The sequence below is a fragment of the Marisediminitalea lipolytica genome (genome assembly GCF_001758465.1).
GTDB classification, from domain to species: domain Bacteria; phylum Pseudomonadota; class Gammaproteobacteria; order Enterobacterales; family Alteromonadaceae; genus Alteromonas; species Alteromonas lipolytica.
Genome location: NZ_MJIC01000001.1, coordinates 133,681 through 159,875 on the forward strand (window position 1 = coordinate 133,681; position 26,195 = coordinate 159,875).

General features: G+C 48.2%; 22 protein-coding genes and 1 pseudogene. 13 read left to right on the forward strand and 10 right to left on the reverse strand.

The genetic code is table 11. The features are described 5' to 3' along the window. The first annotated feature begins 48 nt into the window (after nt 1-48). Entirely contained in the window at nt 49-240 is a 192-nt protein-coding gene (locus BFC17_RS00580) for a CsbD family protein (protein ID WP_070174521.1), read from the forward strand. A gap of 58 nt (nt 241-298) precedes the next feature. Here the strand turns inward: BFC17_RS00580 and BFC17_RS00585 are convergent, their stop codons facing one another. Continuing rightward, nucleotides 299-2,875 carry a TonB-dependent siderophore receptor gene (locus BFC17_RS00585; protein ID WP_070174522.1) on the reverse strand — a complete coding sequence of 859 codons (2,577 nt, stop codon included), beginning with the start codon at nt 2,873-2,875 and terminating at the stop codon, nt 299-301. A gap of 390 nt (nt 2,876-3,265) precedes the next feature. Between BFC17_RS00585 and BFC17_RS00590 the strand changes: the two genes are divergently transcribed. The 5 genes from BFC17_RS00590 to BFC17_RS00610 all read left to right on the forward strand — a co-directional run bounded on the left by BFC17_RS00590 (nt 3,266) and on the right by BFC17_RS00610 (nt 8,447). Continuing rightward, on the forward strand, nt 3,266-3,808 hold the full coding sequence (locus BFC17_RS00590; protein WP_229680957.1) for an isochorismatase family protein: 543 nt from the start codon (nt 3,266-3,268) through the stop codon (nt 3,806-3,808). Between the two features lie 217 nt (nt 3,809-4,025). Continuing rightward, nucleotides 4,026-5,009 (forward strand): phenylalanine--tRNA ligase subunit alpha, encoded by a 984-nt coding sequence (gene pheS, locus BFC17_RS00595; RefSeq protein ID WP_425304323.1) that lies wholly within the window; start codon nt 4,026-4,028, stop codon nt 5,007-5,009. 11 nt (nt 5,010-5,020) lie between these two features. Then, a complete protein-coding gene (gene pheT, locus BFC17_RS00600; RefSeq protein ID WP_070174524.1) occupies nt 5,021-7,408 on the forward strand; it encodes a phenylalanine--tRNA ligase subunit beta in 2,388 nt (795 codons plus the stop codon). A gap of 5 nt (nt 7,409-7,413) precedes the next feature. After that, nucleotides 7,414-7,713: an integration host factor subunit alpha gene (ihfA, locus tag BFC17_RS00605; protein ID WP_070174525.1), complete on the forward strand. Its 300-nt coding sequence runs from the start codon at nt 7,414-7,416 to the stop codon at nt 7,711-7,713. Between the two features lie 173 nt (nt 7,714-7,886). After that, nucleotides 7,887-8,447, forward strand: a complete 561-nt coding sequence (locus tag BFC17_RS00610) for a hypothetical protein (RefSeq protein ID WP_070174526.1) — start codon at nt 7,887-7,889, stop codon at nt 8,445-8,447. 24 nt (nt 8,448-8,471) lie between these two features. Here BFC17_RS00610 and BFC17_RS00615 read toward each other — a convergent pair whose 3' ends face one another. The 4 genes and pseudogenes from BFC17_RS00615 to BFC17_RS00630 form a co-directional block, all read right to left on the reverse strand. After that, a complete protein-coding gene (locus tag BFC17_RS00615) occupies nt 8,472-8,972 on the reverse strand; it encodes a TFIIB-type zinc ribbon-containing protein (protein WP_070174527.1) in 501 nt (166 codons plus the stop codon). Between the two features lie 21 nt (nt 8,973-8,993). Further along, a pseudogene (locus BFC17_RS00620) lies at nt 8,994-9,430 on the reverse strand (GNAT family N-acetyltransferase). Further along, nucleotides 9,431-9,901: a Cys-tRNA(Pro) deacylase gene (ybaK, locus tag BFC17_RS00625; protein WP_070174528.1), complete on the reverse strand. Its 471-nt coding sequence runs from the start codon at nt 9,899-9,901 to the stop codon at nt 9,431-9,433. It lies immediately after the preceding pseudogene. Nucleotides 9,902-9,935: 34 nt separating this feature from the next. After that, entirely contained in the window at nt 9,936-12,227 is a 2,292-nt protein-coding gene (locus tag BFC17_RS00630) for a penicillin acylase family protein (protein WP_070174557.1), read from the reverse strand. Nucleotides 12,228-12,382: 155 nt separating this feature from the next. Here BFC17_RS00630 and nagZ point away from each other — a divergent pair, with 155 nt between their 5' ends. Continuing rightward, complete coding sequence (nagZ, locus tag BFC17_RS00635) at nt 12,383-13,378, forward strand: beta-N-acetylhexosaminidase (RefSeq protein WP_070174529.1); 996 nt, start codon at nt 12,383-12,385, stop codon at nt 13,376-13,378. A 27-nt stretch (nt 13,379-13,405) separates the two neighbouring features. Here the strand turns inward: nagZ and BFC17_RS00640 are convergent, their stop codons facing one another. From BFC17_RS00640 to BFC17_RS00655, 4 genes are read right to left on the reverse strand one after another with little or no spacing between them, the layout of a single operon-like run. Then, nucleotides 13,406-13,945 carry a cob(I)yrinic acid a,c-diamide adenosyltransferase gene (locus BFC17_RS00640; RefSeq protein ID WP_070174530.1) on the reverse strand — a complete coding sequence of 180 codons (540 nt, stop codon included), beginning with the start codon at nt 13,943-13,945 and terminating at the stop codon, nt 13,406-13,408. A gap of 2 nt (nt 13,946-13,947) precedes the next feature. Beyond that, nucleotides 13,948-15,342, reverse strand: a complete 1,395-nt coding sequence (locus tag BFC17_RS00645; RefSeq protein WP_070174531.1) for a CsiV family protein — start codon at nt 15,340-15,342, stop codon at nt 13,948-13,950. Between the two features lie 2 nt (nt 15,343-15,344). Next, the gene (gene mfd, locus BFC17_RS00650) at nt 15,345-18,839 is read right to left on the reverse strand and encodes a transcription-repair coupling factor (protein ID WP_070174532.1); all 3,495 of its coding nucleotides are present in this window, start codon (nt 18,837-18,839) and stop codon (nt 15,345-15,347) included. Nucleotides 18,840-18,877: 38 nt separating this feature from the next. Then, nucleotides 18,878-19,471: a PilZ domain-containing protein gene (locus tag BFC17_RS00655; protein WP_070174533.1), complete on the reverse strand. Its 594-nt coding sequence runs from the start codon at nt 19,469-19,471 to the stop codon at nt 18,878-18,880. A gap of 165 nt (nt 19,472-19,636) precedes the next feature. On the opposite strand from BFC17_RS00655, the gene BFC17_RS00660 reads away from it, so the two are divergent. Both BFC17_RS00660 and BFC17_RS00665 read left to right on the forward strand, forming a co-directional pair. Further along, nucleotides 19,637-20,842, forward strand: coding sequence for a lipoprotein-releasing ABC transporter permease subunit (locus tag BFC17_RS00660; RefSeq protein WP_070174534.1), 1,206 nt, complete (start codon nt 19,637-19,639; stop codon nt 20,840-20,842). A 97-nt stretch (nt 20,843-20,939) separates the two neighbouring features. Further along, nucleotides 20,940-21,506 carry a phosphoribosyltransferase gene (locus BFC17_RS00665; protein ID WP_070174535.1) on the forward strand — a complete coding sequence of 189 codons (567 nt, stop codon included), beginning with the start codon at nt 20,940-20,942 and terminating at the stop codon, nt 21,504-21,506. A 37-nt stretch (nt 21,507-21,543) separates the two neighbouring features. Here the strand turns inward: BFC17_RS00665 and BFC17_RS00670 are convergent, their stop codons facing one another. Then, nucleotides 21,544-22,506, reverse strand: a complete 963-nt coding sequence (locus BFC17_RS00670; RefSeq protein ID WP_070174536.1) for an integron integrase — start codon at nt 22,504-22,506, stop codon at nt 21,544-21,546. A 729-nt stretch (nt 22,507-23,235) separates the two neighbouring features. On the opposite strand from BFC17_RS00670, the gene BFC17_RS00675 reads away from it, so the two are divergent. From BFC17_RS00675 to BFC17_RS00690, 4 genes are all read left to right on the forward strand, one after another. Next, nucleotides 23,236-23,502 (forward strand): hypothetical protein, encoded by a 267-nt coding sequence (locus tag BFC17_RS00675; protein WP_070174537.1) that lies wholly within the window; start codon nt 23,236-23,238, stop codon nt 23,500-23,502. 66 nt (nt 23,503-23,568) lie between these two features. Beyond that, on the forward strand, nt 23,569-24,243 hold the full coding sequence (locus BFC17_RS00680; RefSeq protein ID WP_070174538.1) for a hypothetical protein: 675 nt from the start codon (nt 23,569-23,571) through the stop codon (nt 24,241-24,243). Nucleotides 24,244-24,816: 573 nt separating this feature from the next. Continuing rightward, on the forward strand, nt 24,817-25,164 hold the full coding sequence (locus tag BFC17_RS00685) for a DUF3024 domain-containing protein (RefSeq protein WP_070174539.1): 348 nt from the start codon (nt 24,817-24,819) through the stop codon (nt 25,162-25,164). 636 nt (nt 25,165-25,800) lie between these two features. Next, a complete protein-coding gene (locus tag BFC17_RS00690; protein ID WP_139141957.1) occupies nt 25,801-26,163 on the forward strand; it encodes a hypothetical protein in 363 nt (120 codons plus the stop codon). The last annotated feature ends 32 nt before the right edge of the window (nt 26,164-26,195 follow it).

Sequence of the window (26,195 nt, forward strand, 5' to 3'; positions counted from 1 at the left end):
ATACATAACCAAGACGTTCATTCTTTTTTTCACAACAGGGAGTCAGCTATGAATACTGATATTGCAAAAGGTAAGTGGAATCAGCTAACCGGTAAGGTCAAGCAACAGTGGGGTAAACTGACCGACGATGAGGTAGAGCAAATGGAAGGTAACTTCGACTTGTTCTACGGCAAAATGCAGGAAAAGTATGGCATGAGCCGCGACAAAGCACGTAAAGAGTTTGATGCACTGAACAGCTAAACAAAAACCCCGGCTAAAATAGCCGGGGTTTTAATTCGGGTTAACGAAACGCCGCTAATTAAAACGCGTAAGTCAGCGTTAACGAGAAGGTGCGACCCGCAGAAGGTTTTACTACCACAGAGTCGAACAAATCAGCTGAGGTGAAGTAATCTTCATCCAGCAGGTTGTTAACCTGTAACAGACCGGTAAACGGACCCTGAGCGTAGCTGACAGAGCCGTTCACAATGCTGTAGCTTGGCAGCATAGTGGTTTGCAGAATGTCAGTGTAGGTTTCGTCTACCCAGGTTAAACCCAGACTACCGGTTACGTCACCTTCGCCCAGTTCCTGTGCCCAGGTACCGTATACGCTGATGATATTATCCGGCAGACCGCCGCGTTCCAGACGGGTATTCATGCCGACAAACGCTGAGCGAGGACCGGCAATACGACCACCATAAACATCCTGTGGGTTTAAACCATTTTGCGCAGCAAAGTCTGCACCATTAATTACCGCCAGCGCGCCGTTACTGACCTCTTCGGTATTGGTGTGAGTGGCAGTGGCTAAAATAGACAGGTTATCGCTAATCAGCGCACGCATTTCAAATTCCAAACCATCACCATAAACCGCTACCAGTGCACCGGTCTGGCTGTCACGATAGGTTTTATCCTGATCGTACCAGGCCACAGCCGTGTACAGGTGGTTATCCAGCAGGTTCATCTTGATACCTACTTCCTGTAGCGTCGACTCCTGGATGTACTCGCTGTTTTCGATAGTGGTAGGAATAATACCACCCAGCTGGTTAGTACTCAGCGAGTTAGACTCAGAGTAGGTGATATAAGGAATAATGCCATCAGCATTGTATGACAAGCTGGTGTTATAGCTGAACGCAGTATCGTTACCGGTAATTACTCCGTTACCTTGTGGATCACCTAAGTAGGACACCCAGCCATTTTCAGACTCAACGTCAAAGTAATCGTAACGCGCACCTAACAACAGGTTAAAGTTGCCATAGGTAATGTCAGTCAGGAAGAACGTACCCACGTTAGCGGCTTTAGACAAATGCACTTCATTGAAGTTACGGGTCAGCGTACCTTCCACACCGGTTACATTGCCATCGGCGTCATAGATAAGCTCCGCATACTCATACGGGTCGAATGACGCCGGTGATGTCCGGTCGTTAGGCGTTGGCCCTACCGAAATATCACGGAAATCAAAGGTTTCATCCATCCATGCGGCCCAGTTTTCCAGGTGCTCTTCGCGGTAGTTTACGCCCACAATGCTGTTAGCCGTAAAGTCGTCGCCTTCGTATTCGAAGGTCAGGCTACTGCGTAATTCATACAGGTAAGCATCAGGGTAGTAAGCAGTAAAGCCCCAGCTTTGATATTTGGTGTGATCCATGTAGTCGTAAAACGCTTCGTTCTTCCACACAGTACCACTTTCAAACTCATGGGTAATATCAAAATAGGCTGTAATGGCTGTGGTGTCGGCATAGTCGTGATCATCAATAAAGGTGGTTTGATGGTCAATCTGTACGGTACCCACATCGGTTAATGCATAAGGATTAGCCAGTGAACGATCCGCCAGGAAGTTACCAAACCCACCGGCACAGCTTACTTCAAAACCATTGTAAACGGCGTTGCCAGCTCCCGCCTCAGCAGCAGTACACCAGCTGTTGACGTTACTGAAAGCGTTGTTCAGGAAGCTAGGCGCAAAAGGCGCGATAAACGATGATTCCTGTGGCAGCAGGGTGTCTGCGCCAATCGGGTTATCGGAGTTGCGGATTGGCGCGGCACCAGTAATGTAGGTACCGTTATCAATCAAATCCTGGGTTACACGGTTCCAGCCTGGTACCTGGATACTGTCGGTGGTCTGATACTGCACACCAAACTGTAAGGTAGTGCTGTCTGATAAATCAAAATCTACCGCCGCCTGAACCAGCTCACTGGAAGGCTCATAGCCGTCATAAAATGATTCAGAGTCTTCTACTTCGGCGAATAATTGCAAACCACCGTATTTACCGCCAATTTCCAGCGGGATCCCCAGACTACCGGACACAATACGCTGATTGTACGAGCCAACGGTTACTGAGATATCACCGGTCACTTCGTCAATGTATTTACTGCCGCCAACCTTAGCTGACTTAGGCGTGTAGTTAAGCTGACCGCCCACACTACCACTGCCGTATAAAGGCGATACCGGCCCACGCATAACTTCGAGTTTCTCTGCACCACGGACGATAGTGTTAAACGCACCAGGGTTAGCTATGCGGCGGAAACCACGGAAGTAGTTATCAGCAGGTTCACCACGAATATCCATGGCTCCTTTAATACCAAAAAACGAGCTGGTAAAGGCGCCCGGGGTTAGTCGAACCAGGTCATCAACACTACGCAGGGCAAATTTATCGACCAGATCTTCACTGATCTCGGTTATAGAACGCGGGGTTTCATACAGGCTTTTGTCTAAACCAAAAGCACTGCTGTTTTCACCGCTCGGCATAATTGAGTAATAGTCAGCTTTTTTGCCCAGAACATCTATTTTCTCTACGTCAGCTTCGCTGACTTCTGATGTTTCCTGAGCAACAGCGGTAATCTGACTGCTTAACAGTACTAAGGCAATACCGGCTGCTATCGGATTGAAAGAATACTTGTGCTTCATAGAATTCCCTGTTGAGTGTTATGGAAAAGTCCCGCCTCCCTGAGAGCACAACTCGTGCCAAAACCTGACCATTTGGTCTGAATAAATCAAAAGTATAAAACAGAGTATTTATATTTGTCTTTTTATAATGGTGATAAAGTCTTTAATTAACAGTGGTTTGAGGTGTATTTTGGGGTGGTGTGAAGTAAAACGACCGACTACCGGGTTTGGCGTAAATGACACGTGGGCCGGGATGTTAAATCATCGAATTGCGGGTATTTGCACCAAAAAAATCATCCCTTGCACGATAAGTAAACAACCTGGTGCGATAAAATGCAGCGAGAATGCATAACAGTGCAACAAAAGCATAATTTGCTATAGTTGATTGTCGGCTTTTTAAAACAGGAGTTTATGGTGTTAACACAATCAGATACTGCGCTAATAGTGATTGATATTCAGGGCAAGTTAGCCCGTTTAATGGATAACAGTGACAGCATGATTAGCGCCACGGCAATCCTCACAAAAGCCATGCAAACGCTGGGTATTCCGGTGCTGTTTGTTGAGCAGCTACCCGATAAACTGGGGAGTACCGTGGATGAGCTTAAACCCCTCATTCCCGCTGGAGATGCCTTTGCCAAGGCGACCTTTAGTGCGCTTAAAACAGAAAGCATTGAACAACAGCTAGCGGCCATAAACCGCCAGCAATGGCTGGTATGCGGTATCGAAGCCCATATTTGTGTGTATCAAACCGTCATGGATCTGCTGGCCAGTGGTAAAGAGGTGCATTTGGTCACTGATGGCATCGCGTCGCGGGATCCTCTCAACAAGCAGCTGGCAATAAGCAAAATGCACGCTGCCGGAGCGCAGCTGACCGGTGTGGAAATGGCCATTTTTGAATTGTTAGAACGGGCCGACACGCAGGCATTTAAAGCCATATTACCGCTGATTAAATAAGGTAAAAGCCGGCATAAATTGGTATGTCAGCCGCTGTTTGTGTACCAATTAGTGGTTTTTTTGAATTTATTTGCTTAAATCAGCTTGTTAGGGTAGCCGCGGCTTTTATCCTTTGTGTAAAATAACGGCCTTTTATTTGCCCGCTGGTCAGGCTGCTTATTGGTTAAGCCGCAGGATAGTGGGTGTTAGCAGCAAATTTTAGTACCAAATTGGGGAAATCATGGAGCTTGAAGCGATAGTCAGTCAGGCCAAAGCGCAGATTGACGCTGCCGTTGATGCAGCAACGCTCGACCAGGTGAGAGTTGAGTTTATGGGCAAAAAAGGCAAGCTGACCGACCTGTTAAAAGGGTTGGGGCAGTTATCCGCCGAAGAACGCCCGCTGGCCGGCCAAAAAATTAACGTAGCCAAACAAGAAATTCAACAGGCCATTACCGCTAAAGGTGATGCGTTACGTAGCGCAGAACTTAACAAAAAGCTGGCCGAGGAAGCCGTTGATGTGACCCTGCCGGGGCGCACTGAGTTCACTGGTAACCTGCATCCGGTATCCCGTACGATCGCGCGTATCGAACAGTTTTTTGGCGAGCTTGGCTTTGCGGTTAAAACCGGCCCGGAAGTGGAAGACAGTTTTCATAACTTTGATGCGCTGAATATTCCGGCTAATCACCCGGCGCGTGCCGACCATGATACCTTTTACTTTAACCCTGAAATTATGTTGCGTACGCAAACTTCAGGCGTTCAGATCCGCACTATGGAAGTGGAAAAGCCACCGTTGCGTATTATTTCGCCGGGGCGGGTTTATCGTAACGACTACGACCAGACCCACACGCCAATGTTCCATCAGGTAGAAGGCCTGATGGTGGATAAAAACGTCAGCTTTGCTGAACTGAAAGGCATTTTGCATGATTTTCTGCAAAACTTTTTTGAAGAATCATTGCAGGTTCGTTTCCGTCCGTCTTACTTCCCGTTTACCGAACCGTCAGCAGAAGTTGACGTTATGGGTAAAAACGGCCAGTGGCTGGAAGTGCTCGGCTGCGGGATGGTGCACCCGAATGTGCTGCGCGCCGTTAATATTGATCCGGAAGAATACACCGGCTTTGCCTTTGGTATGGGCGTAGAGCGCCTGACCATGTTGCGTTATGGCGTGAATGACCTGCGCGCATTCTTTGAAAACGATCTTCGGTTCCTCAAGCAGTTCAATTAAGGCAAAGCAAAATGAAATTCAGTGAAAAATGGTTAAGAGAGTGGGTAAATCCCGCCGTATCACGGGATGAGCTGTGCGAACAATTGAGCATGGCTGGTCTGGAAGTAGATGGTGTAGAGCCGGTCGCCGGTGATTTCAGCGGTGTGGTAATTGGCGAAGTGGTGGAGTGCGGTCAGCATCCTAACGCCGATAAACTGCGCGTAACGAAAATTAACGTGGGTGAAGACGAGCTGCTGGACATCGTGTGCGGTGCGCCAAACTGTCGTGCAGGCTTAAAAGTGGCCGTGGCCAAAGTGGGCGCGGTATTACCAGGCGATTTTAAAATTAAGAAAGCAAAGCTGCGTGGCGAGCCGTCTTTTGGCATGCTGTGTAGTTACTCAGAGCTGGGCGTAAGCGACGATCACAGCGGTATTATTGAACTGGCACTGGATGCGCCTGTGGGTGCTGATGTTCGCGAATATCTGGGCCTGGACGATGTCACCATTGAAGTGGATCTGACGCCAAACCGCGCAGACTGCTTAGGCCTGCGCGGTATTGCCCGTGAAGTAGGCGTACTAAATAAAGCCGACGTGTGCGAGCCTGAAATTGCGCCGGTTGCAGCCACTATCGACGATAAGCTGGCTATTACCTTAAGTGCACCACAGGCATGTTCGCGTTATTTAGGCCGCGTAATCAAAGGTGTGGATGTTAAAGCAGAGTCGCCTCTGTGGCTGACCGAGAAGCTGCGTCGTAGCGGTATTCGTAACATCGACCCGATTGTAGATGTAACCAACTTTGTATTACTTGAGCTTGGTCACCCAATGCACGCATTTAACCTGGCGTCTATCGACGGTGGCATTAACGTGCGCATGGCTGAAGCCGGTGAAAAACTGGTGCTGCTGGATGAGTCTGAAGTTGAGTTAAAAGACAACACTCTGGTTATTGCTGATGACAACAAAGCGCTGGCCATGGCCGGTATCTTTGGTGGCCTGCATTCTGGTACCGACGAAAATACCACAGATATCCTGCTGGAAAGTGCGTTTTTCCACCCGGATACCATTATGGGTAAAGCCCGTCAGTACGGCTTGCATACCGATGCATCGCACCGTTATGAGCGCGGTGTTGATCCGCAGCTGCAAGCCACGGCCATGGAACGCGCAACCCAGTTGATTCTGGATATTTGTGGCGGTCAGGCAGGGCCGGTAGTTGAAGCGGTGAGTGAAGCGGATATTCCGGTTCGTGCTGAAGTGACTTTACGTAAAGCGCGCCTGGCTAAAGTGCTGGGTATTGATATCCCGGCCGCAACCGTTAGCGAAATTCTGGCGAGACTGGGTCTGGATGCAAAAGAATCTGACGAAGGCTGGGTGGCTACTGCACCAAGCTATCGCTTTGATATCGAGATTGAAGAAGATCTGATTGAAGAAGTGGCACGGGTATACGGTTACAACAGTATTGCTAATCAGGCACCAGTGGCGGCGCTGGCCATGATCCCGGCCAGTGAGAAGGAATTATCAGTTAACGCGGTAAAATCAGTACTGCTTAATCGTGGTTACAACGAAGCCATTACCTATTCGTTTGTTGATCCAAAAGTACAAAATGCACTTTTCCCTGAGAGTAATGGCCTTGTGCTGCCACATCCTATATCTGCAGACATGTCGATTATGCGTGTGAGTTTGTGGCCGGGTCTGTTACAGGCAACCTCTTACAACCAGAAACGCCAGCAACAGCGTATTCGGTTGTTTGAAACCGGGCTACGCTTTATTCCGGATGCCGATGCACCTAATGGAATTAACCAACAACCCATGCTGGCGGGTGTGGTGGCTGGTCGTCGTTTTGATGAACATTGGGACAGAGATGACAAGCCAGTCGACTTTTTTGATGCAAAAGCAGACGTTGAAGCACTTTTAGCATTGACTGCAAAGGAAAAAACGGTCACTTTTAATACAGAAACACATTCTGCATTACATCCGGGTATGTCGGCAGCGGTTTACATGGACGATAAATGTGTTGGTTGGCTGGGTGCGGTACATCCGCAGTTCAGCAAACAATTAGGTACCAACGGACGCGTTTTTGTGTTTGAAATTGAATTAGCGGCGCTGACAAACCGCGAATTACCTCAGGCACAGCCCGTTTCTAAGTACCCGGCAAACCGTCGTGATATCGCCATTACAGTGGCTGCAGACGTTAAAGTTGGCGATATAATAAATTTTGTTGGAAAAATTGGCGTAAATCAATTAGTTGGCCTAAACTTGTTCGATGTGTATACAGGACAGGGAATTGCCGATGGTTACAAGAGTCTGGCATTGTCATTAATCCTGCAGGATCCAGGCAAAACACTGGAAGATGCAGAGATACAAGCAGCGGTAGATTCGGTGATTCGGGGGCTTGAATCCGAATTCGGGGCAGCGTTAAGAGAGTAAAATTTATGGCACTAACCAAAGCCGAAATGGCTGAACACTTATTCGAGAAACTGGGTATCAACAAAAAGGACGCTAAAGATTTAGTGGAAGCGTTTTTTGAGGAAATAAAAGGCGCACTGGAGTCCGGTGAACAAGTGAAACTTTCCGGTTTTGGTAATTTTGATTTGCGTGATAAGAACGAACGTCCGGGCCGCAACCCAAAAACCGGCGAAGACATTCCGATTAAAGCGCGCCGGGTGGTGACTTTCCGTCCGGGTCAAAAGCTCAAAAGTCGGGTGGAAAACACTAAACCACCCACAGAGTAGTCATTAATCTGACTTTATAAATGGGGCAAGCGCCTGCATCAAGCAGGCGCTTGCTGCTATTTTCTTTCGCTAAAGCAACGATTAAAGCGGTAACGTGCAATGCGTTAGCAGGCTAATCGTAGTAAACTCACTTCTGTTATTTCTTAATTCATTTCATTGTCTTACAGGTTGTTATGTCATTCAGTAAAGTACTTGTGATTGTTGGCGTTATTTTGCTGGCAGGGTTGGCTTATTGGCAGGTTGCAGACGAGCCGCCGCCGCTGGAGAACTACAGCGATGCGCAATTAGCATCAATGGCGTTTCGTCAGCAGATATTACATGCCAGCGATTTAGTGGCCGGTGTTGCCGAAGCCATTGAACGGAATGACGATGAGGCAATTACCCGGTGGCAGCAAAAAGCCATAGAGGTTGCCGTAGCTGCCGAACTGGCTGACAGTGATCTTGAGTTTATCCGTTCCGAAAAAGGCCGGGATTATCTGATTTTTCACGCTAAACGGGCGTTATTTAATAAAGGATTTGAACAACACTATTACCAGCTAAAAGGCATTGATGCGCTGAAAAGCGAGTTCCCGGAAGCGCGGGATTTATTTGCCGAAGCCGATAAGCTGATTGCAGCCCGTGATGCCATTATTCTTGATATTGCCAGTGAGCTTAAAGATGATGACACCACCGAGGAAGAAGCGTTGAGTCAGGCTAAGACACTGTGGCAGGAACGATTTCGCCAGACAGATTAAGTAATGCCGTGTTCAGGCTGGCGATCACCCTTGAATGAGCCAGTCGGCCAGGTCAAGCAACCGGTCGATTTTGTTAAATTCCTTGCGCTGACTATCCCGCAGATGCGGCATCCCTTCAATGCTGACAGGCCTGTGCTCCGCCAATAAATGTTGGCGTAACATAGCCCGCTCTTTTGCGTTAAGCATTAATGATTGCAACTTTTTCAGCTCCCCGGTATCCAGCCAGATACCGCCACAGCCGGGACATTCATCAATTTCGACGACATGTAAGGGGCTGTAATAGCGACGCAGCATCACAGTCTCGCTGCACGTAGGGCAATTAACCCGAGCATCAATCGATGGCAGGGGATGATGAAACTGACTCAGATGCCGGGCCAGAGCCTGGCCTCTGGCCTCCTCGCCGGATTCAAATAAAGCCAGTGTCTGGTTAGTTAAAAAGACGCCACCGGTTTTTTCACTCACATACACCGCCACTTTACCCACGTTGACTTTAGTCAGTGGTGTCGCGGTTCGTGGGCACTGCATAGTAAATCCTTTATTCGTTTGCTACAGGTTTATTATTGCCAGCATGTCATCACCGTCGTCATCCATGCCCGCCTCGACAAAACCAAAGGAGGCATAAAATTCTGAGGCGACAGGATTGTTGGGGTTGTAACAAATCTCAATGGTTTGCACCCACGGATTGGCTTTAATTTCGGCAATTGCCAGCCTCATGGCAAGACGGCCATAGCCCTGATTCTGAAACTGCTGATCAATCATAAAGCGCCATATGGACACTTTATTCTCGCTTTCCTGTACCCACATGAAAAACCAACCGGATCTTCGTTACAGTAAATGGCTTTACAGGTGTAGCCTGAGTTGTAATGAGATTCAACCAGCGACCACATATTGCAGGCAACATAATCCTGCTGAGATTCGGCAACGTCCAGATCACACACTGCCTCGTAATTATCGGCGTTGATGTCACGCAATGAAATAGCCATTTACTGTGCGGCTAGTGGCGCAAAGGTCGCGCGGGTAAGCGTGGCCAGTAATTGTGGCGATAATTCTATTTCCAGTCCTCGTTTGCCGGCACTGCAATAAAGGGTATCCAGCTGATTGGCGCTATCATCAATAAACGTGACCAGTGCTTTTTTCTGGCCAAGCGGGCTTACACCGCCGAGCACATAGCCAGAGCTGCTCTCGACTTTTGCCGGTGCCGCCATTTGAGCTTTTTTGGCTTTGGCCGCTTTGGCCAGTTGCTTTAAGTTTAACTGATGGGTAACCGGTACAACGGCAACCACCAGTTTGCCATTATCAAGCTCTGCCACCAGTGTTTTAAACACCGCGGGCGCTGGCAGCGACAGTTTTTCAACGGCTTCCAGACCATAGGATTCAGCTTGCTTATCGTGGTCATATTTAAGCACCCGATGAGGGTGCTTACCGCGTTCTAACAACTTAATTGCGGGTGTCATTCAAACGGCGTCCTTAACTGCTCTCTTTATCCCGTTACTTTGGCATAAAGGTTAACGTATGCAAAGGTTTACCCGGCAGCAAGGGAGTCATTCTGTGGTTGGCGTAATCATCAAACCCGGCTTTATAGTAATCTGACAATGGATGACCCGATTGACCGCCAGGCACGGTTAACACTGCTTTATCCAGGTGAGCCGGGCGAATAAACAAGCGCTGTGAAGCGCCAAAAGTACGGGTTTGCACGGCAGGCATAAAGGTATCGCCGTAGGCTGGAATTTGCGCCATATTAAGGGCTTTTCCGAAGAACGGGATCTGACCGGCAAAAGGATGGGTAATGGCCTGAACATTCACTTTACCCCAGGCGAGGGTAGATAAGTCTTCTGACGCACCGTATTGGTCGATTAACTGCTGTTTGGCTAACTGATACTGATTAAGCATAAAGCTTTGCCAGTTACTCTCGCCTTCGGGTAACCACTGGGTATTCTCACTACGAATAAGTTGCCACATGCCGGGCTCGAGGTAATGAGATACTGCGCCAAGGGAAAGCTCCTTGGCTTTGATGGCCTCGTTAACAGGAGCAAAAGTGGCATTAAGCACTTGTCGACGGAAGTGTTTTACCAGCGTGTAGCCGACTGACTCAGCACAGGCGCAGTTTTGCCAGTTTTCCAGGGCGGCGATATCGGCTGCAAAATGGCCTGAATTACGATTCATCAACTGGCGCAGCAGCGCATGCCAGGGTTGCATAAAGCGCGCTTCGTTATCCAGCTGGATCTGATAAAAGCGGGCTTCGTCAAACTGGGGGTAGTCGAACAAGCGGTCGCGAATTTGTGTGGCCCGGGCACCCAAAGAATAGCCACCGTCGCCGTAGCGGGTCAGGTCATTTGTACTCATTACCCGTGAGTTGGCGGTCCAGATACGATGAGACTCAGGGTTCATGACCACCGGTAGATTAAATTCTTCCGCGCCCCATAAATCGTCCAGTTCGGCTGGCGTGATGGCGGTATCATGAGGGACTTTTCGCGCTGGCACCGTACCGGCTGGCATCCAGGCAATATTACCCTGGGTATCACCAATAGCGATGTTTTGCACTGGCATGCCCAGTTTTCTGACGATGGGCAGTGCTTCCAGCACACTTAGCCTGGTATCCAGCTGATTAAGCATCAGGTTAACAGCATAAGGTTCCAGCGCTGCCCATTTGAGTGCATAAAAGCGTGCACCTAACTGATGCACCGGACCATAGTCACTGGTTAATCGCTGATACTTCTCGACCCGATCCTTGACCTTAATGGTTTCATCAACGGTTTTGACTTCGCTACGGTCGATTTGTACCCAATCCGCCGTATCGATATACCCGTTGGTGAATCCCCAGGCAATGTGCCCATTGGTACCAGCAATAATGCCGGGCACGCCGGGCAAAGAAACGCCCGTCAGTGAGATATCCTGACTTTCCACGTTGTAATTAAGCTGGGCCCGGTACCAAATAATTGGCACCCGCAGGCCAAGGTGCATGTCGCTGGCGAGCAGGGCATCGCCGGTTGCGGTTAGCGCACCACCCACAATCCAGTTGTTGCTGCCAATTTCTTCACGAAAAGGTATCGGAGATGCTACACGGGTTGTTGGCGTTGATGGTTTGGCAGTAAGCGGCGGAATATCCACTTTTGACTGTAACCGGCTAGTATCTAACGCCGCCTGATACTGACTCGGTTGCAGGATAAAATCGACCATGGGCTGACCAAACTGGTGTTTGAGTTCGGTTAGGGTCAGATCCCGATTAATGGTGCCGGACTGCAAATCCATATACATACTGAGAATAACCAGCAAGCTGTCGGCGGGTTGCCAGGGCGCCTGGGCAAAATTGGTCAGGATATATTCAAACGGGCGGGCGCTTTGTTCAGCCAGGGCCTGATTAACGCCCTCACTGTAAGCGACGAGGATTTCCTGTTGGGCTGCCGGTAAGGTTTTAAACATTGCCTCGGCATGGCGACGAAATTGATAAAAGCGGCCGGTTTTATCGGCTTTTAAGGCCATTTCGCCCAGCCACTCGGCCAACTCGCCGGCGGCAACGCGACGCTGGAGATCCATCTGGAAAAAACGGTCCTGGCCATGGGCAAAACCAAGCAGATACATGGCTTCTTTGCGCGAGTCGGCCTGGATAATGGCCTGGCCTAAAGCGTCACGGGACAACGTTGCCGGTTGCTGAACCTGGCTGACCAGACGATCGCCATCCAGTGCAGGCAGCGACTGACGCAGAGTAAGGTAAACCGCCATAACCGCCACAATCAACAGGCCAATTACCCCTAAGCTAATCCGCTTTAACCAATTTAACACGTGTAATACTCCCTGTTTTTTCATATGCTTGGGGCCTTTGGCGGCCGGTAATCGTTAACCCCCTGCGCTGCAGGTGAGCATGTTTACTGCTGTTAGTCGCCATGTCCAAAGCCGTTTAGCATTAATAACAATACCTGTGGAGTCCAGGAGTTATCATGGGACCAGTAATGATTGATTGTCGCGCTGTCAGTTTACAGCAAGATGAACGCGACATGCTAGCACACCCGCTGACAGGCGGGGTGATTCTGTTTACCCGGAATTATGAATCCCCGGCACAACTGACCCAACTGATACAGGATATCAGAGCTGCCGCCGGTAAACCTTTGGTGATTGCCGTAGATCACGAGGGAGGGCGTGTGCAGCGCTTTCGCGAGGGGTTTACCCGGTTACCGGCCATGGGCCGGATCAGTGCACTGACGGCCAGTGACGACGAGGCACAGGCATTAAGTTATGCCTGCGGTGTGATTATGGCGTATGAGCTGAAACAACTGGATATTGATATCAGTTTTGCCCCGGTACTGGATATTAACGGGGTGTCCAACGTTATTGGCGATCGAGGCTTTGATCCCGAACCTGCGGTGGTAATCCGCCTTGCTGGTAGTCTGATAGATGGGATGCATGCTATTGGCATGCCTGCCACGGGCAAGCATTTTCCCGGCCATGGCAGCGTGGTGGCAGACTCACATATTGATACACCGGTAGATGAACGGGACTTAAAAACCATAGAGCAACATGATTTAAAGCCCTTTGTGGATTTGATAAAACAACAAAAAATAGATGCGATGATGCCGGCTCATGTGCGCTTTGCCGCGATTGACGACAAACCAGCAGGGTTCTCACGCTATTGGTTGCAAACTATTTTACGCGGCAAGCTGGGCTTTGATGGAGTGATTTTTTCGGATGATTTATCCATGGAAGGCGCTGCCGTGGCCGGCGGTTATCCAGAGCGCGCTAAACAGGCTCTGGATGCCGGTTGTGACATGGTGCTGGCGTGCAATAACACTGCCGGTGCAGCGCAAATTCTCACTGGTTTACCTGCGGATATTGTGCCTTCGCAGCGCCTGCAAAGGCTGGTGGGACAACCGCTGAAAAAAGATGCTGCATCTGTTTACACCAGGGCCTGTGAACTGTTACAGCAGTTTACCGGCTAGCTACCTGGCGGGCAGCATCGCAAAGGGTTAGCGCGTTACCGGCACATCCGGGGTGCTGGCTCTGGCATTGAGGTATCTGGCAAAAACGTATAACCAGTCGGACAGACGGTTAACGTATTGCTGTGCATGTTCTGAAACCTCGGTGAATTTAGCCAGCGTGATCATGCGACGTTCGGCGCGACGACAAACGGTGCGACAAACATGCGCCTGGGCCGCAGCAACACAGCCACCGGGCAGGATAAAGCTGGTTTGCGGGGGCAAATCTGCCTGCATCACATCGATATGTGACTCCAGCCCGATAACGGCATGGGCCGATAAGGAAGAACTGGCCGATACTGCAAAACCCACACTGAATAAGGCGTTCTGGATCCCGGTGAGGGTGCTGATGTCGTCGTTGGTGGCGAGGTTATCTTCCTGTAAACGGGCAATCAGTAAGCCAATCTGAGCATTAAGCTCATCGAGGCTGCCGTAACATTCAATATGTGCATCGTCTTTGCGCACTTTCAGCGGCTGATTAACGTAAAGCTGGGTTTCACCCTGATCGCCGGTTTTGGTGTAAATCTTCATGGTTAAAGGGTTTCCTCGTCAGATTGAGGGGCTGGCGGCCTGTCGTAGCGACGAATTTGTACCAGCATGCCGAATAAAGGGTGATCAAAGTAATGCAGTTGCGTACTTATCACGCGGCGTTGCTGTGAAAAAGGTATCGATACAAGTTCGTAAGCAGGGGGCGTACCAGGCAAATTATTGGCGGCTAACACGGGCTGGCGGTAAAACAGTTCGCTGTTGATATGTAAATAAGGTACCCGGTTAATGTATTTAAGAAAAACCTGAATAAAGCCATCGAGCTCCCAGATAGGGGCCAGACGTACCGATGCGGTTTGCTGAGCGCCATCGTCGGCAATCTCAGGCGGTGCGGTCATGCCTGCAAAGCTGATAGGTTGCGGGTTAATTAACCTTTGGTTCAGCTCGGCAAAAAAGGTATCTGTCGGCTCTGCCAGACTGTTATCTAAATTGGCGTCTGGCGCAGCTGAGTCGAGCTTATCCTGAGGGCGTAATTCGCCATTTTGCGTAAACTGACGGGCAAAATTCTGACCCGCAAACAAGCGTAATTTTTCTGCTTTTTCCTGACCAAACTTAACCTGTTGACGCCAGCTAAAATGGGCCAGACGGTCGATGCCCTTACGCCAGCGAATGCTGGTGTAAATGTCGTCGAGGGTTAGGTTTTTTGTGGATAATAAATGCGGGCCGTCGGAGCGCTCAAAATCGGCTCCGTGCAGGTAAAGCGGTGTTTGTTCCCGCGGCGGTATATACAGATCGGCCTGCTGCCATTGCCAGGTGTCACCCGAAGTATCAAGCTCTGGCCAGCGGCTGGTAACGCAGTTAAGCCTGGGGCGCTTAACGCTTACTGGTGTCAGGGCTTGTTCGTTAAGTACCGCAGACAGCCAGTAACCTGCAATTGCCTGTGGCGCAGGCGGAATAATTTCAGGTTCAATGATTTCTACCGGGGTATCCATGGCCAGCGGATCGACTAAAGCCTGTTCTGTGCTGGCTTCATCGAGGGTGTCAGCGGCGAATTCGGCATCTGCGCCGGTTTCGCTTATCGCTGCTGTGGGCTCGCTTTCTGAAATCGGTTCTGGTTCGGGCTCGATGTAATAATCCCGCAGGATTTCATCGACATCAGGGGCTTCTGCCCATAACGGCGAGGTGGGGGCGTCACATACCGGCAGCGAATTAAACACCATGGTGATATCCGGCTGATAATAGGCTGTTAGTAAATCCCACTCGGTTTTGGGCGCGCTTAACACCTGTTGACGCTCAAACAACTCGGGTAAATCGCTGACCGATGCGTCACGGGAAAATAACAGCACCTCTACGTCAAACCACCATTTGTCTTCGTCGTTGGCGTACACCGGACTAGCGGTAATACAACCGAGTGCGAGCAGGCTACCAATAAAACGCCTCATGCCTAGCTGATCTCCCTGGCAAATTCTTCTATAAGCCCGTCCACCATAGCTAATCGCTCGCGGGCTGTCTCGGTTTTATTTACGATACGCAGTTTTTGGCTGCCTTCAAACTTAAACATTTTATTGCGGGTTTGCACCAGTTGAATAATAAAGCCCGGGTCGACCGGAGTATCTTCGTTAAATTCGATGGTGCCGCCCGTGGCGGTCATTTCTACTTTATGAATACCTACCCGGCGCGCTTTAAGTTTAAGCTCGGCCACCGCGATTAAGTTTTTCGCGGCATCCGGTAATAAACCAAAACGGTCGATACATTCTATCTGGAAGGCCTCGATATCGTCGGTGGTTTTGCAGCTGGCCAGCTGCTTATACAGTGACAAACGGGTGTTCACATCAGCAATGTAATCTTCTGGTAACAGGGCCGGAATGCGCAACTCGATTTCGGTATGCAGCCGGTTAGCTTCGCTGAGCGACGGCTCTTTACCTGCCTTAAGGGCATCTACAGCTTGCTCCAGCATATCCATGTACAGGGAGTAACCAACACTGGCGATCTGGCCGGACTGGTCTTCGCCGAGTAATTCACCGGCACCACGAATTTCAAGGTCGTGGGTGGCCAGGGCAAAACCAGCACCTAAGTCTTCCAGGCTGGAGATAGCTTCTAACCGTTTGGCGGCGTCGCGGGTCATGCGTTTAGGGTGTGGCGTTAGCAAATAGGCATAAGCCTGGTGGTGTGAACGGCCCACACGACCGCGTAACTGGTGTAACTGCGCGAGGCCAAGATGATCGGCTCTGTCCATAATAATGGTATTTGCGGTTGGTACGTCGATACCAGTTTCGATAATGGTAGTACACACCAATACATTAAAACGCTGGTGATAGAAATCGCTCATTACGTTTTCGAGCTCGCGCTCACGCATCTGACCATGGCCCACAGCAATACGGGCTTCTGGCACGATTTCGGCAATTTCCTCGGCGGTACGGGCAATGCTTTCTACCTCGTTGTGCAGGAAATACACCTGACCACCACGCAGGATCTCCCGCATAATCGCCTCGCGGATCACCGCTTTATCGCGCTGCTGCACAAAGGTTTTAATAGCCAGACGTTTGGCCGGTGCGGTGGCAATAATGGATAGGTCCCGCATGCCGGACATGGCCATGTTAAGCGTACGCGGGATCGGCGTGGCAGTAAGGGTGAGAATATCCACATCGGCCCGTAGCGCCTTAAATTTTTCTTTCTGGCGCACACCAAAGCGGTGTTCTTCGTCGATAATCACTAAGCCAAGATCGTTAAATTTAATGGTGTCGCTTAACAGCTTATGGGTGCCTACCACGATATCAACGGTGCCTTGTTCGATGCCGTCCATGACGGTTTGAGTGGCTTTGCCACTAACAAAGCGGGAGACCACTTCGATGCGAAACGGCCAGTTGGCAAAGCGATCTTTAAAGTTTTCAAAATGCTGCTGAGCTAGCAGGGTGGTGGGCACCAGAATGGCCACCTGCTTACCCTGATTAGCTGCCAAGAACGCAGCACGCATGGCCACTTCGGTTTTACCAAAACCAACGTCACCACATACCAGGCGATCCATTGCCTGCGGGCTACCCATATCCTGAATAACGGCGTTGATGGCCTGCATCTGATCGGCGGTTTCCTCGAAGGGGAAACTGTCGGAAAAGGCCTGGTATTCTTCCCAGTTGATAGGGTAAGCAAAGCCAGGTTTAGCGGCGCGCTTGGCATACACATCGAGCAATTCGGCGGCGACATCGCGCACTCGCTCGGCGGCCTTTTTCTTGGCTTTTTCCCAGGCGTCGGAGCCTAAACTGTGCAGCGGGGCGGAGTCTTGTTCGCCGCCGCTGTAGCGGGAAATTAAATGCAGTGACGCTACCGGCACATACAGCTTAGCCTGCTTGGCATATTCAATGGTTAAAAATTCGGTGGCTACACCGCCAGCATCCAATGTTTGTAAGCCGATGTAGCGACCAACCCCGTGATCCAGATGCACCACTGGCTGGCCAACTGACAGCTCCGCCAGGTTGCGAATAATGGCGTTTTCGTCGGTGGGCTTTTGTGCCGTACGCAGACGGCGCTGACTGATTTTATGGCCCAGTAACTGGGTTTCGGTGATAAACAGCAGCTCGCCATCGGAATTGGCCCAGCGGAAGCTGTGCTCGACCATACCAATGGAAATACCAACAGGTTCATGGCTGGTAAGAAAATCATCGAAATGGGCAAACTCAACGGGCTTTATTTTATATTTGCCAAGAATACCGAGCAGGTTTTCGCGCCGCCCCTGGGATTCGGCCAGAAACAACACTTTTGCGCCCCGTTCCCGGGCCTCTTGCAAAGTTTTCAGCAGGGCCTGGGCTGGCTCCTTTTTCTGTGGATTAAGCGCTATATCGTCGAGTATGTCACAGTGCAAATTGTGTTTGCCTGCGGCTTCATCCAGCGCCTGGGGTGAAAGCGTGACCCGCGGCCATTGTTTAAGCCCGGCAAAGAGTTCGTTAACCGGTATAAACAGTTCCATGGGCGCCAGCAACGGCCGGTGTTTGTTGTAGCGGTATTGCTCGTAACGCTCGTTTAGGTCGGTCCAGAAAAATTCGCAGGCATCGCTGACATCGCCGTGCAGCATCATGAGCGTGTCGGGATGAAAGTAATCAAATAAGGTGGCGGTTTTTTCGAAAAACAGCGGCAGGTAATATTCCACACCGCTAGGCATAGTGCCGCGGGTGATTTGGTTAAACACCGATTCGCCACTGTTGCTGGCATCGAACCGCTCTAAAAACTGCTGACGAAATAAATTAAGCGCCGCTTTATCGGTAGGGAATTCCCTAGCCGGGAGCATGCGGATTTCTTCTACCGCATCGCTGGAGCGCTGGGTATCCGGGTCGAACAGGCGGATGGAATCGACTTCGTCATCGAATAAATCGATACGGTAGGGCTCTTTTGAGCCCATAGGATAGAGGTCGATAATGCTGCCGCGAATGGAAAATTCGCTGTGACTCATTACCTGACTGACGTGCAGATAACCGGCCTGCTCCAGCTGACGACGAAACTGATCGCGATCGAGCTGCTGGCCACGTTTAAGTAACAGTAAATGCTGACCAATATATTCTACTGGTGCTAAACGCTGCATCAGGGTGTTTATGGGCACAATAAAAATGCCGCTGGGTTCCTGAGTTAAGCGAAATAAGGTTTCCAGACGCTGAGAAACAATATCTTGGTGCGGCGAAAACGTATCGTAGGGGAGTGTTTCCCAATCCGGGAACAGCGTTACCGGCAGGTTGTGCTGACTGCCCTGGAAATAACGGATTTCTTTTTCGAGTTTTAGCGCCGATGGCGTGTCGGCGGTGACCAGTACGATAGGGCGCCCGGCCTGTTGACTGGCCTGGGCAACGGCGAGCGCGCGACTGCTGCCCTGCAACTGGCCCCATTGTTGTTGATCCTGAAAACCCCCGGAGGATTTGGCTTTGGGCAGTGGCAAAGAATTAAGCGTGGCTGTCATGATTCCTTAACGATACTTGTTGATGAGCAATTACAGTTTTAGGTGTCTTTTTGCTGACTGCGCTTACGTAACTGTTGGGTTTGTAAATGCAAACTGGCTCTGACTAACAGTTCCTGATCCTGTTCGCGGATCCGGGTAAAAATAAAGGCTATATGGTAGCCATCCGGCTCTTGCTGGCAAGTAATAACTTCGCCATAGCAAAAAATGGCAGCCGCTTCTTCTGATACAAACAGCTTAAGTTCTGCCCGGGTACCAGCCTCCAGTGGCGTGGGGTGGTTGATAATGACACCACCACCGCCGAACCTGATACTTTCGAAGCGGTAATCCGGATCGTCCTGTTGATGCAAAATATACGACATCATTAAATCGATTTTACGCGACTGATGACTTAAATAGTTGACCAGATCGGCGGCGTGGTCGCTTAAATTGCGCAGTGGGCGCAGGGCCTGAGATTCGATGCTGGCCATTTCGCTGGCAATGCGAAACGCATAGGGCATGTGCTCTTCGAGTTGCTCGTTTTCTGGCAGGACAAAGTCTGCATTCAGCTCGCGCATGTTTACTTTGATAGCGTGGCTGATTAAGAAAAACTCATTAAATTGTGCTTGTTTTTCTGCCAGGGTTAACGATTCCACAATACTCTCCAGGCTGACTTGTGTGCAGGGTAGCTTACACGTATTATGCACCGAGCTTAAGTCTTTGTTTATCATTAAAACGTACAAGGTGCCGTATTGATTAAGCGTAGTGCAGGGTAGCGTGAATACCAAGGCAGTGCGTAATCCGGCACAGGTGAATTTTTCATGGCGTATCCGCTTTCTGCATACATTGCTCTGCGTTATTCCACAGCAGGCAAACATAATAGTTTTGTGGCCTTTATTAACCGTTTTTCGGTGGCGGGGATCGCGCTTGGGTTAATGTCGCTGATTATTGTGCTTTCGGTAATGAACGGTTTTGAGGCACAACTGCGCCAGCGTATTTTAGGCATTGTGCCGCAGGTATTGGCCCACAATGCCACCGTAGATACAGTGCAACAGCTGGACTTACCCGGGGTAAGGGCAGTGAGTGCCTTTCGTGAAGCCGAGGGACTGGTGCAATCCCGCCAGGCATTACGTGGTGTGCAGTTACAGGGAATAGTGCCAACCACAATGGATGAGCACAGCATAGTGAGTAACCATATGCTGGAAGGCAACTTTAATAAACTCAACGAGATAAAGTTTGCTGCCATCATCAGTTGGACGCTGGCCCGGGAATTAAAAGTAAACGTGGGCGATCAGATACGGGTAATGGCCGCAGGGGCCACTGTTTACACACCGTTCGGGCGAATGCCAAGCCAACGGCTGGTGACGGTGGCGGCGATATTTAACCTAGGCTCGCAATTAGACGACAAGGTAATTTACCTGCGTTTGGATGACTTAACCCGTCTGCTTCGAAAGCCCAAAACTGCGCCAGCCGATGTGCGTTTGTTTTTGGACAACGCATTTAACTATCAGGGGATAGTATCGGCCCTTAATCAGGCCGGATTAGAAACCAGTGACTGGCGTTCGCGCCAGGGGCCATTGTTTGATGCCGTAAAAATGGAAAAGAACATGATGTTTTTGATGTTGCTGCTCATTATAGCTGTAGCGGCTTTTAACATTGTGTCTGCGCTGGTGATGGTGGTGTCGGAAAAGAGTGGCGATATCGCTATATTGCTCTCTCAGGGCATGACCGTGGCAACGGTGCGAGCGATATTTATGCTTAACGGTATTTTTAATGGATTAAAAGGGGCGGTAATTGGCGCGGTACTGGGGATTTTGGCAGTGATTTACCTGAACGATGTATTGAGCCTGCTGGGCATTCATCTGGCGCTCTCGGCCGACGGACCTGGTTTGCCCATTGACGTGCAATGGCATCAGATTGTGTGGGTGACGTTATTTTCACTGGCACTTTGTTTACTGGCCAGTTGGTATCCGGCACAGCGAGCAATGAAAGTACAACCGGCCAAAGTGCTTCAACAGGAATCATAAAACTTGATTAAATGGTCAGGTTTTTGGCTTTTGCCGTGCATTGTGGCGTAAAGTTTTCTATAATCTTTTTCTTTTCTTTCGCCCGGTTACCGATTCTATGGATAAAGTATTTATTACGTCGCAAGACCTGTTGCAGGATTCTTTCCGACTTGCCTCAAAAGTGTATAAAGACGGCTTTCGCCCGCAATTTATTATAGGCATCTGGCGTGGTGGTGCTCCTATCGGTATTGCTGTGCAGGAGTTTTTTGAATTTAAAAAATGCCCTACGGATCACATTGCCGTAAGAACCTCTTCTTACTACGGCATTAATAAACAGAGCAAAGAAATTCGTGTACACGGCCTGCATTACTTAATTGAAAATGCCAATGCCGAAGACGCACTGCTGATTGTGGATGATGTATTTGACTCTGGCCGCAGTGTGGATGCGCTGATCAAACAAATTAAAAAACTAATGCGCCTGAATATGCCAAAAGACATTCGCATTGCCTGCCCATACTACAAGCCAAATAATAACAAAACCGAAATGGTGCCTGACTACTTTGTAAATGAAAGTGACGACTGGCTGGTATTTCCCCATGAAATTGCCGATATGAGCGAAGAAGAAGTGCGTGCCGGTAAAACCGAACTGGCTGATGTAATGGATATTCTTTACGACAAAGAGTAATCGATAGCTCAACTTGTTCTGATTTGCCCGCCTGAGATTATATGGACTCAAGCGGGCTTACCACCGCACTGCCTCCCCGCTGTAATATATGCGTGTAAATCTGTGTTGTTCTTACATCACTGTGACCCAGTTGTTCCTGAACGGTACGAATGTCGGCGCCCTTTAAAAGTAAATGAGTGGCAAAGGAGTGGCGCAGAGTGTGAGGGGTAACCGATTTCTGCAAGCCGATTTCTTGGGCCGTTTGTCTTACTGCCCGTTGTAGTTGTTTCTCATCAATATGATGACGACGGCGCAGGGCTGACTCAGGGTCTATACTGGTTTTGCTGGCTGGAAACAAGTACTGCCATTCCAGAGATTTATTCGCGCTTTTATACTTTTTGGCGAGTTGGTGTGGCATCCATACACCGGCAAATTCTGGATTGCTGCAATCTCTTTCAAGTAAATGCCTGACCTTTTCTTTTTGCGTTTTTAACGGGGCAATAAGTGTATCTGACAACGTGACAACCCGGTGTTTACCTCCTTTCCCCTGCCAAATTCTGACACAACGATAATCAAAGTCGATATCTTTAACCCTGAGCCGCACACATTCCATGAGTCGTAACCCACTGCCATAAAGCATGGAAACCGGTAAAGACTGGCGTTCGGGGATATTGGTTAAAAGCTGCTGAACCTCACTGATAGTTAATACGGTAGGCAGTTTTGGTTTTCGCCCACTGTTAACAAATTCCATTTCTTTGCTAAGCGGTTGCAACAGGTACTTATTGTATAAAAATACTAAGGCATTCAAAGCACTCGCTTGTGTACTGGCGGACAGGTTTCGCTTTACAGACAAATGAGTTAAATAAAGTGACACTTCTTGATCGCCCATAGTCTTAGGATGTTGATATTTATGAAACCGGATAAAGTCGGCAATCCAAACCAGGTAGCTCTGAATAGTACGTTTTGCGTATCTTTTCAGCATCATGAATTCGTAAACGGCATTGATAAATGGTGATTGCATATAAATTCCTTTTATTACGAAATCTACCATGTAGTAAAACGCTACTTAACTGACCGAATGAAGGGTTCTAATTTTACCGTACCAAAACACAGTGTTATTCCTGAGATAGCAGATATTGTTTGTGGAAAAATATAATTCACCATAGTGATGTAGTTACTGATTTTATCGAGATGCGCACCAATATTGAGCAAAATAAAGAATTGTATTTAAAGGAGTTGTAGACTTATTATGGTGTAACTGTATACACCATATCGGTGTAAGTTTTTACACCGTATAAATACATATTAAATTGTTATGTGCTAAAGGGAAAACTATGGATACTCAGGACGAAGAATATTCCGAAATACAAAAGTTGGGTCCTGTCGTAAGAGCTTTGTGCTTTTTTTCTCGTTTTGTGTTCAAGTATTGCATTATTAGCAGCAATTAAAGCATTAATTCTAGAGCCATTTCACTATATTGTCTTAATAGCAATTTTTGTTGGCGCCTTAATGTTTCATGTTTCAGGGTGTATATTATTCACTGGTTTTGCTCCCCAATATTTGTTATTCGCTCATGGTAAAGTTAGGCTCGATAAACCGTAAAAAGGTAATATTCAGGCGCACATAACAAACGCATTAACCACTCGCTGCGCTCGCTGGGGACAAAAACACGTAGGCTGCCCTCGCTTCGCTCGGTATTATAGCCTACGTATTTCTGCCCGTTATGCGGGTGTTATGTGCTCGGAGTAACATGCAAAAAGAAAATAGCGATACCGAAATTGCTTTTTTAGCGGCGCTCTTTTTCTGGTTAATGACGCTTGGTATGTGCTGGTTATCAAAATCCATTTTCGAAGCCTGGCAAGACGGAACAAGCATCGAACTAGTAAGCAGGAAGGCTAGAATCCTTAACCATTTTCCAACGTGGTTCGTTTTTATTCTTTCTATAGTGGCCGTGGCATTAATGGCTTTTTATGCAATCAAGGAAACGCTAAAGTTTGTCAGTTATCTGCGTAGTTAAACGCAGTTTTTTCAAACGCACATAACAAAAAAATAAAGTCGCTCGCAGGCTCGCTGGGACACAAACATGGCGGTTGTGTCGCTTCGCTCCGATTATAACCGCCATGTTTGCGCCCCTTATTTGGGTGTTATGTTTAATCGAGAGTTCCTGCGTAAAGGGGAAAATATGGAAAGACAGGCAAAAACAATACTTTTCTATTTGTTCGTCACGGTTTATGGCCTTACCGCTTTGGGAACCCTAGCAATGTTGTTTTTTGGATTTGGCGATGTAAAAGAGACGGAACGCAGTATCCTTATTAATACTTTCTTGGTTGAAACAGCAGTTGCGATTGGCGCTTTGTTTTATTCTGTTTGGGGTCTAAACAAAAAAGATAAAGCTACCGAAGAGATGGCTAAGTCTAACACTATAAATCCTTTGGATTCGTCTTTTAAAGATAAAATCATCCCACTCGAAAATCTTAAACTTCCAACTATTCAACTACATGAAAACAAACATTTTAAAGGCTGTAAGTTTGTGGGGCCGTCATCATTAGTTCTTCTAGGAGGCACAATTCATAATAATGGATTTAGTGAGTGCGGTGATTTTATAGCTTTACCAGATAATGTTTTAATGACAGGCATGCTCGTATTTAAAAACTGTACTATTGAAGATTGCGAGTTTTTGCGAGTAACGATTTTTTCTGATAAAGGCACGGCAAAAGGACTTGCAACTATCGAAGGTTCTAATGTCAGGGGAATATAAACATAACAAACAGCTGCAGCGGACCAATTTACGCTGCGCTCCAATTGCCCGCTGAGCTGGGCGTTAGCCCCCATTCGTTAATTCATTCAAAAATAAAAGATCGGGGTAGTGTTAACGCCGGTATCATCACTCGTTTTAGCGTCCCACCTCCATTGGTTATTTTTGTGTCCAGGGCCATCAATTCATCAAGCTATTTTCTTCCCGTGGTTTGCGCGGCGCGTGCAGTCTTTCGTTGTAAGCGGCCGGTGCTTTAATCAGCAATCGTAACGTGCAATTTTTAGGTTCATTGGTCACGCAGCTTTTATCAGTTCCGGCAAAAGGTTAACGCAAAAATCAGTTGTTGTTTTTCTGGTGGTTGTTTAAGGTAAATGCAAATCAGGGAAGGGCAATTAAGTAATGCAAACATCTTGGAGCAGGGCAGCAAAGCTGCGAACGTTCAGTGTTGGGGCTAACAAAGCGCAGCACGGGACAATAACGCGCAGTTCCCCTTTTTTGCAAAGAGCGCAAAAAAGTGGCCCTTCGCTATTGCCCGTGTGCTAGGCGTTTTATGTGCCACATGGAATTTAGGATTCTATGGCTTTAAGTGAATTTGAAATTAAGAAAATTGAAAAGGCAGCAACATCCTTTCTGGCTGCACGAAGACCACCACCAGAAATTCGAAGTAAACTGGATATTGGCTGGCGCTTGGAAGACCAGTCTTTGTATATTTTTGAAGTTCGTCCAGTTTGGAACAATCCAACTGAATTCAAGGAGTATCCATTTGCTAAAGCAAGTTTCGTTAAATCGAAAGGCTTCTGGAAAATCTACTGGATGCGTCAAGACCTCAAATGGTACAGGTACGAGCCAGTGCCCGAGGTAAAGACAATAGAATCAGTGTTTACAACGGTTAGCAATGACGAGCATGGTTGCTTTTTCGGGTAGTCACATAACAAAAAAATAAAGTCGCTCGCAGGCTCGCTGGGACGCAAACATGGCGGTTGTGTCGCTCCGATTATAACCGCCATGTTTGCGCCCCTTATTTGGGTGTTAGCTTTCTAAATTGATGATTCGAAATTTTCTTTTATTTTTGGCATTGCTACCAATGAATTTATGTTTGATTGGTAGCTTATTTATGCTTATAGGGCTTAGTCCCAAACTGTTTGGGGACGGTAGCGTCCCCGAAATGTTTATGGGACTGTCTTACTTAATTGTATTTGCTGTATTTTCAATTATTTCCTTAAACTGTTGTATATTCGTGTCTACAGAATTTTTTAAAAAAAATAGTTCGTTAAAATATCTATTCATGTTGGGCGTTCTTGTCGGTCTTCTCTTAGTTGCCTTACTATCTGTATCTAGGAATTTCGGTGAGTATTCAAATGTTCCTGCATTAATGTTTTTTATATATGAACTTCCAGCATTGATAGGTTGTTATGGACTATATAGGCTTTTTAAAATCAAAAGCTAACAAGGCACTTAAGGCGCAATCCGCCAGGGCGTCTTGCTGGGACACAAACACACAGGCTGCTTCGCAGTTTAGCCTGTGTGTTTGTGCCCCTTAGCTTAGTGTTATGTGCCAATATGAAGAAGCTCGCATTTTTACTTTTATTATTGTCAGTTAAGTCCTTTTCTTGCGAACAGTTGCTCGGGACTTACAAAAGTCATAGTGAAACCCATTGGAGTTTTGAACTTCAAATCACACGTGAAAATGTCATATTAAAATATACCGATTTTGAATATGGAACTCGAGATTTAAGAACAGATTATATCGTTGAATCAGAGGGTTATTGTGAAAAATCAGTAGCAGGGTATGTATTAATATTCGGGAATAAATCTGTTAATGTTAATTTTCATGAAAGCCTTAGCCACAGGTCCTTTGGTGGGGCTGGTGAATCGCCCGGTATCACTGGAGAATTTATCAAAGGACAGCAGGTGGAATTGTGACAGGGCACATAACAATCAAATGTTGGGGACAC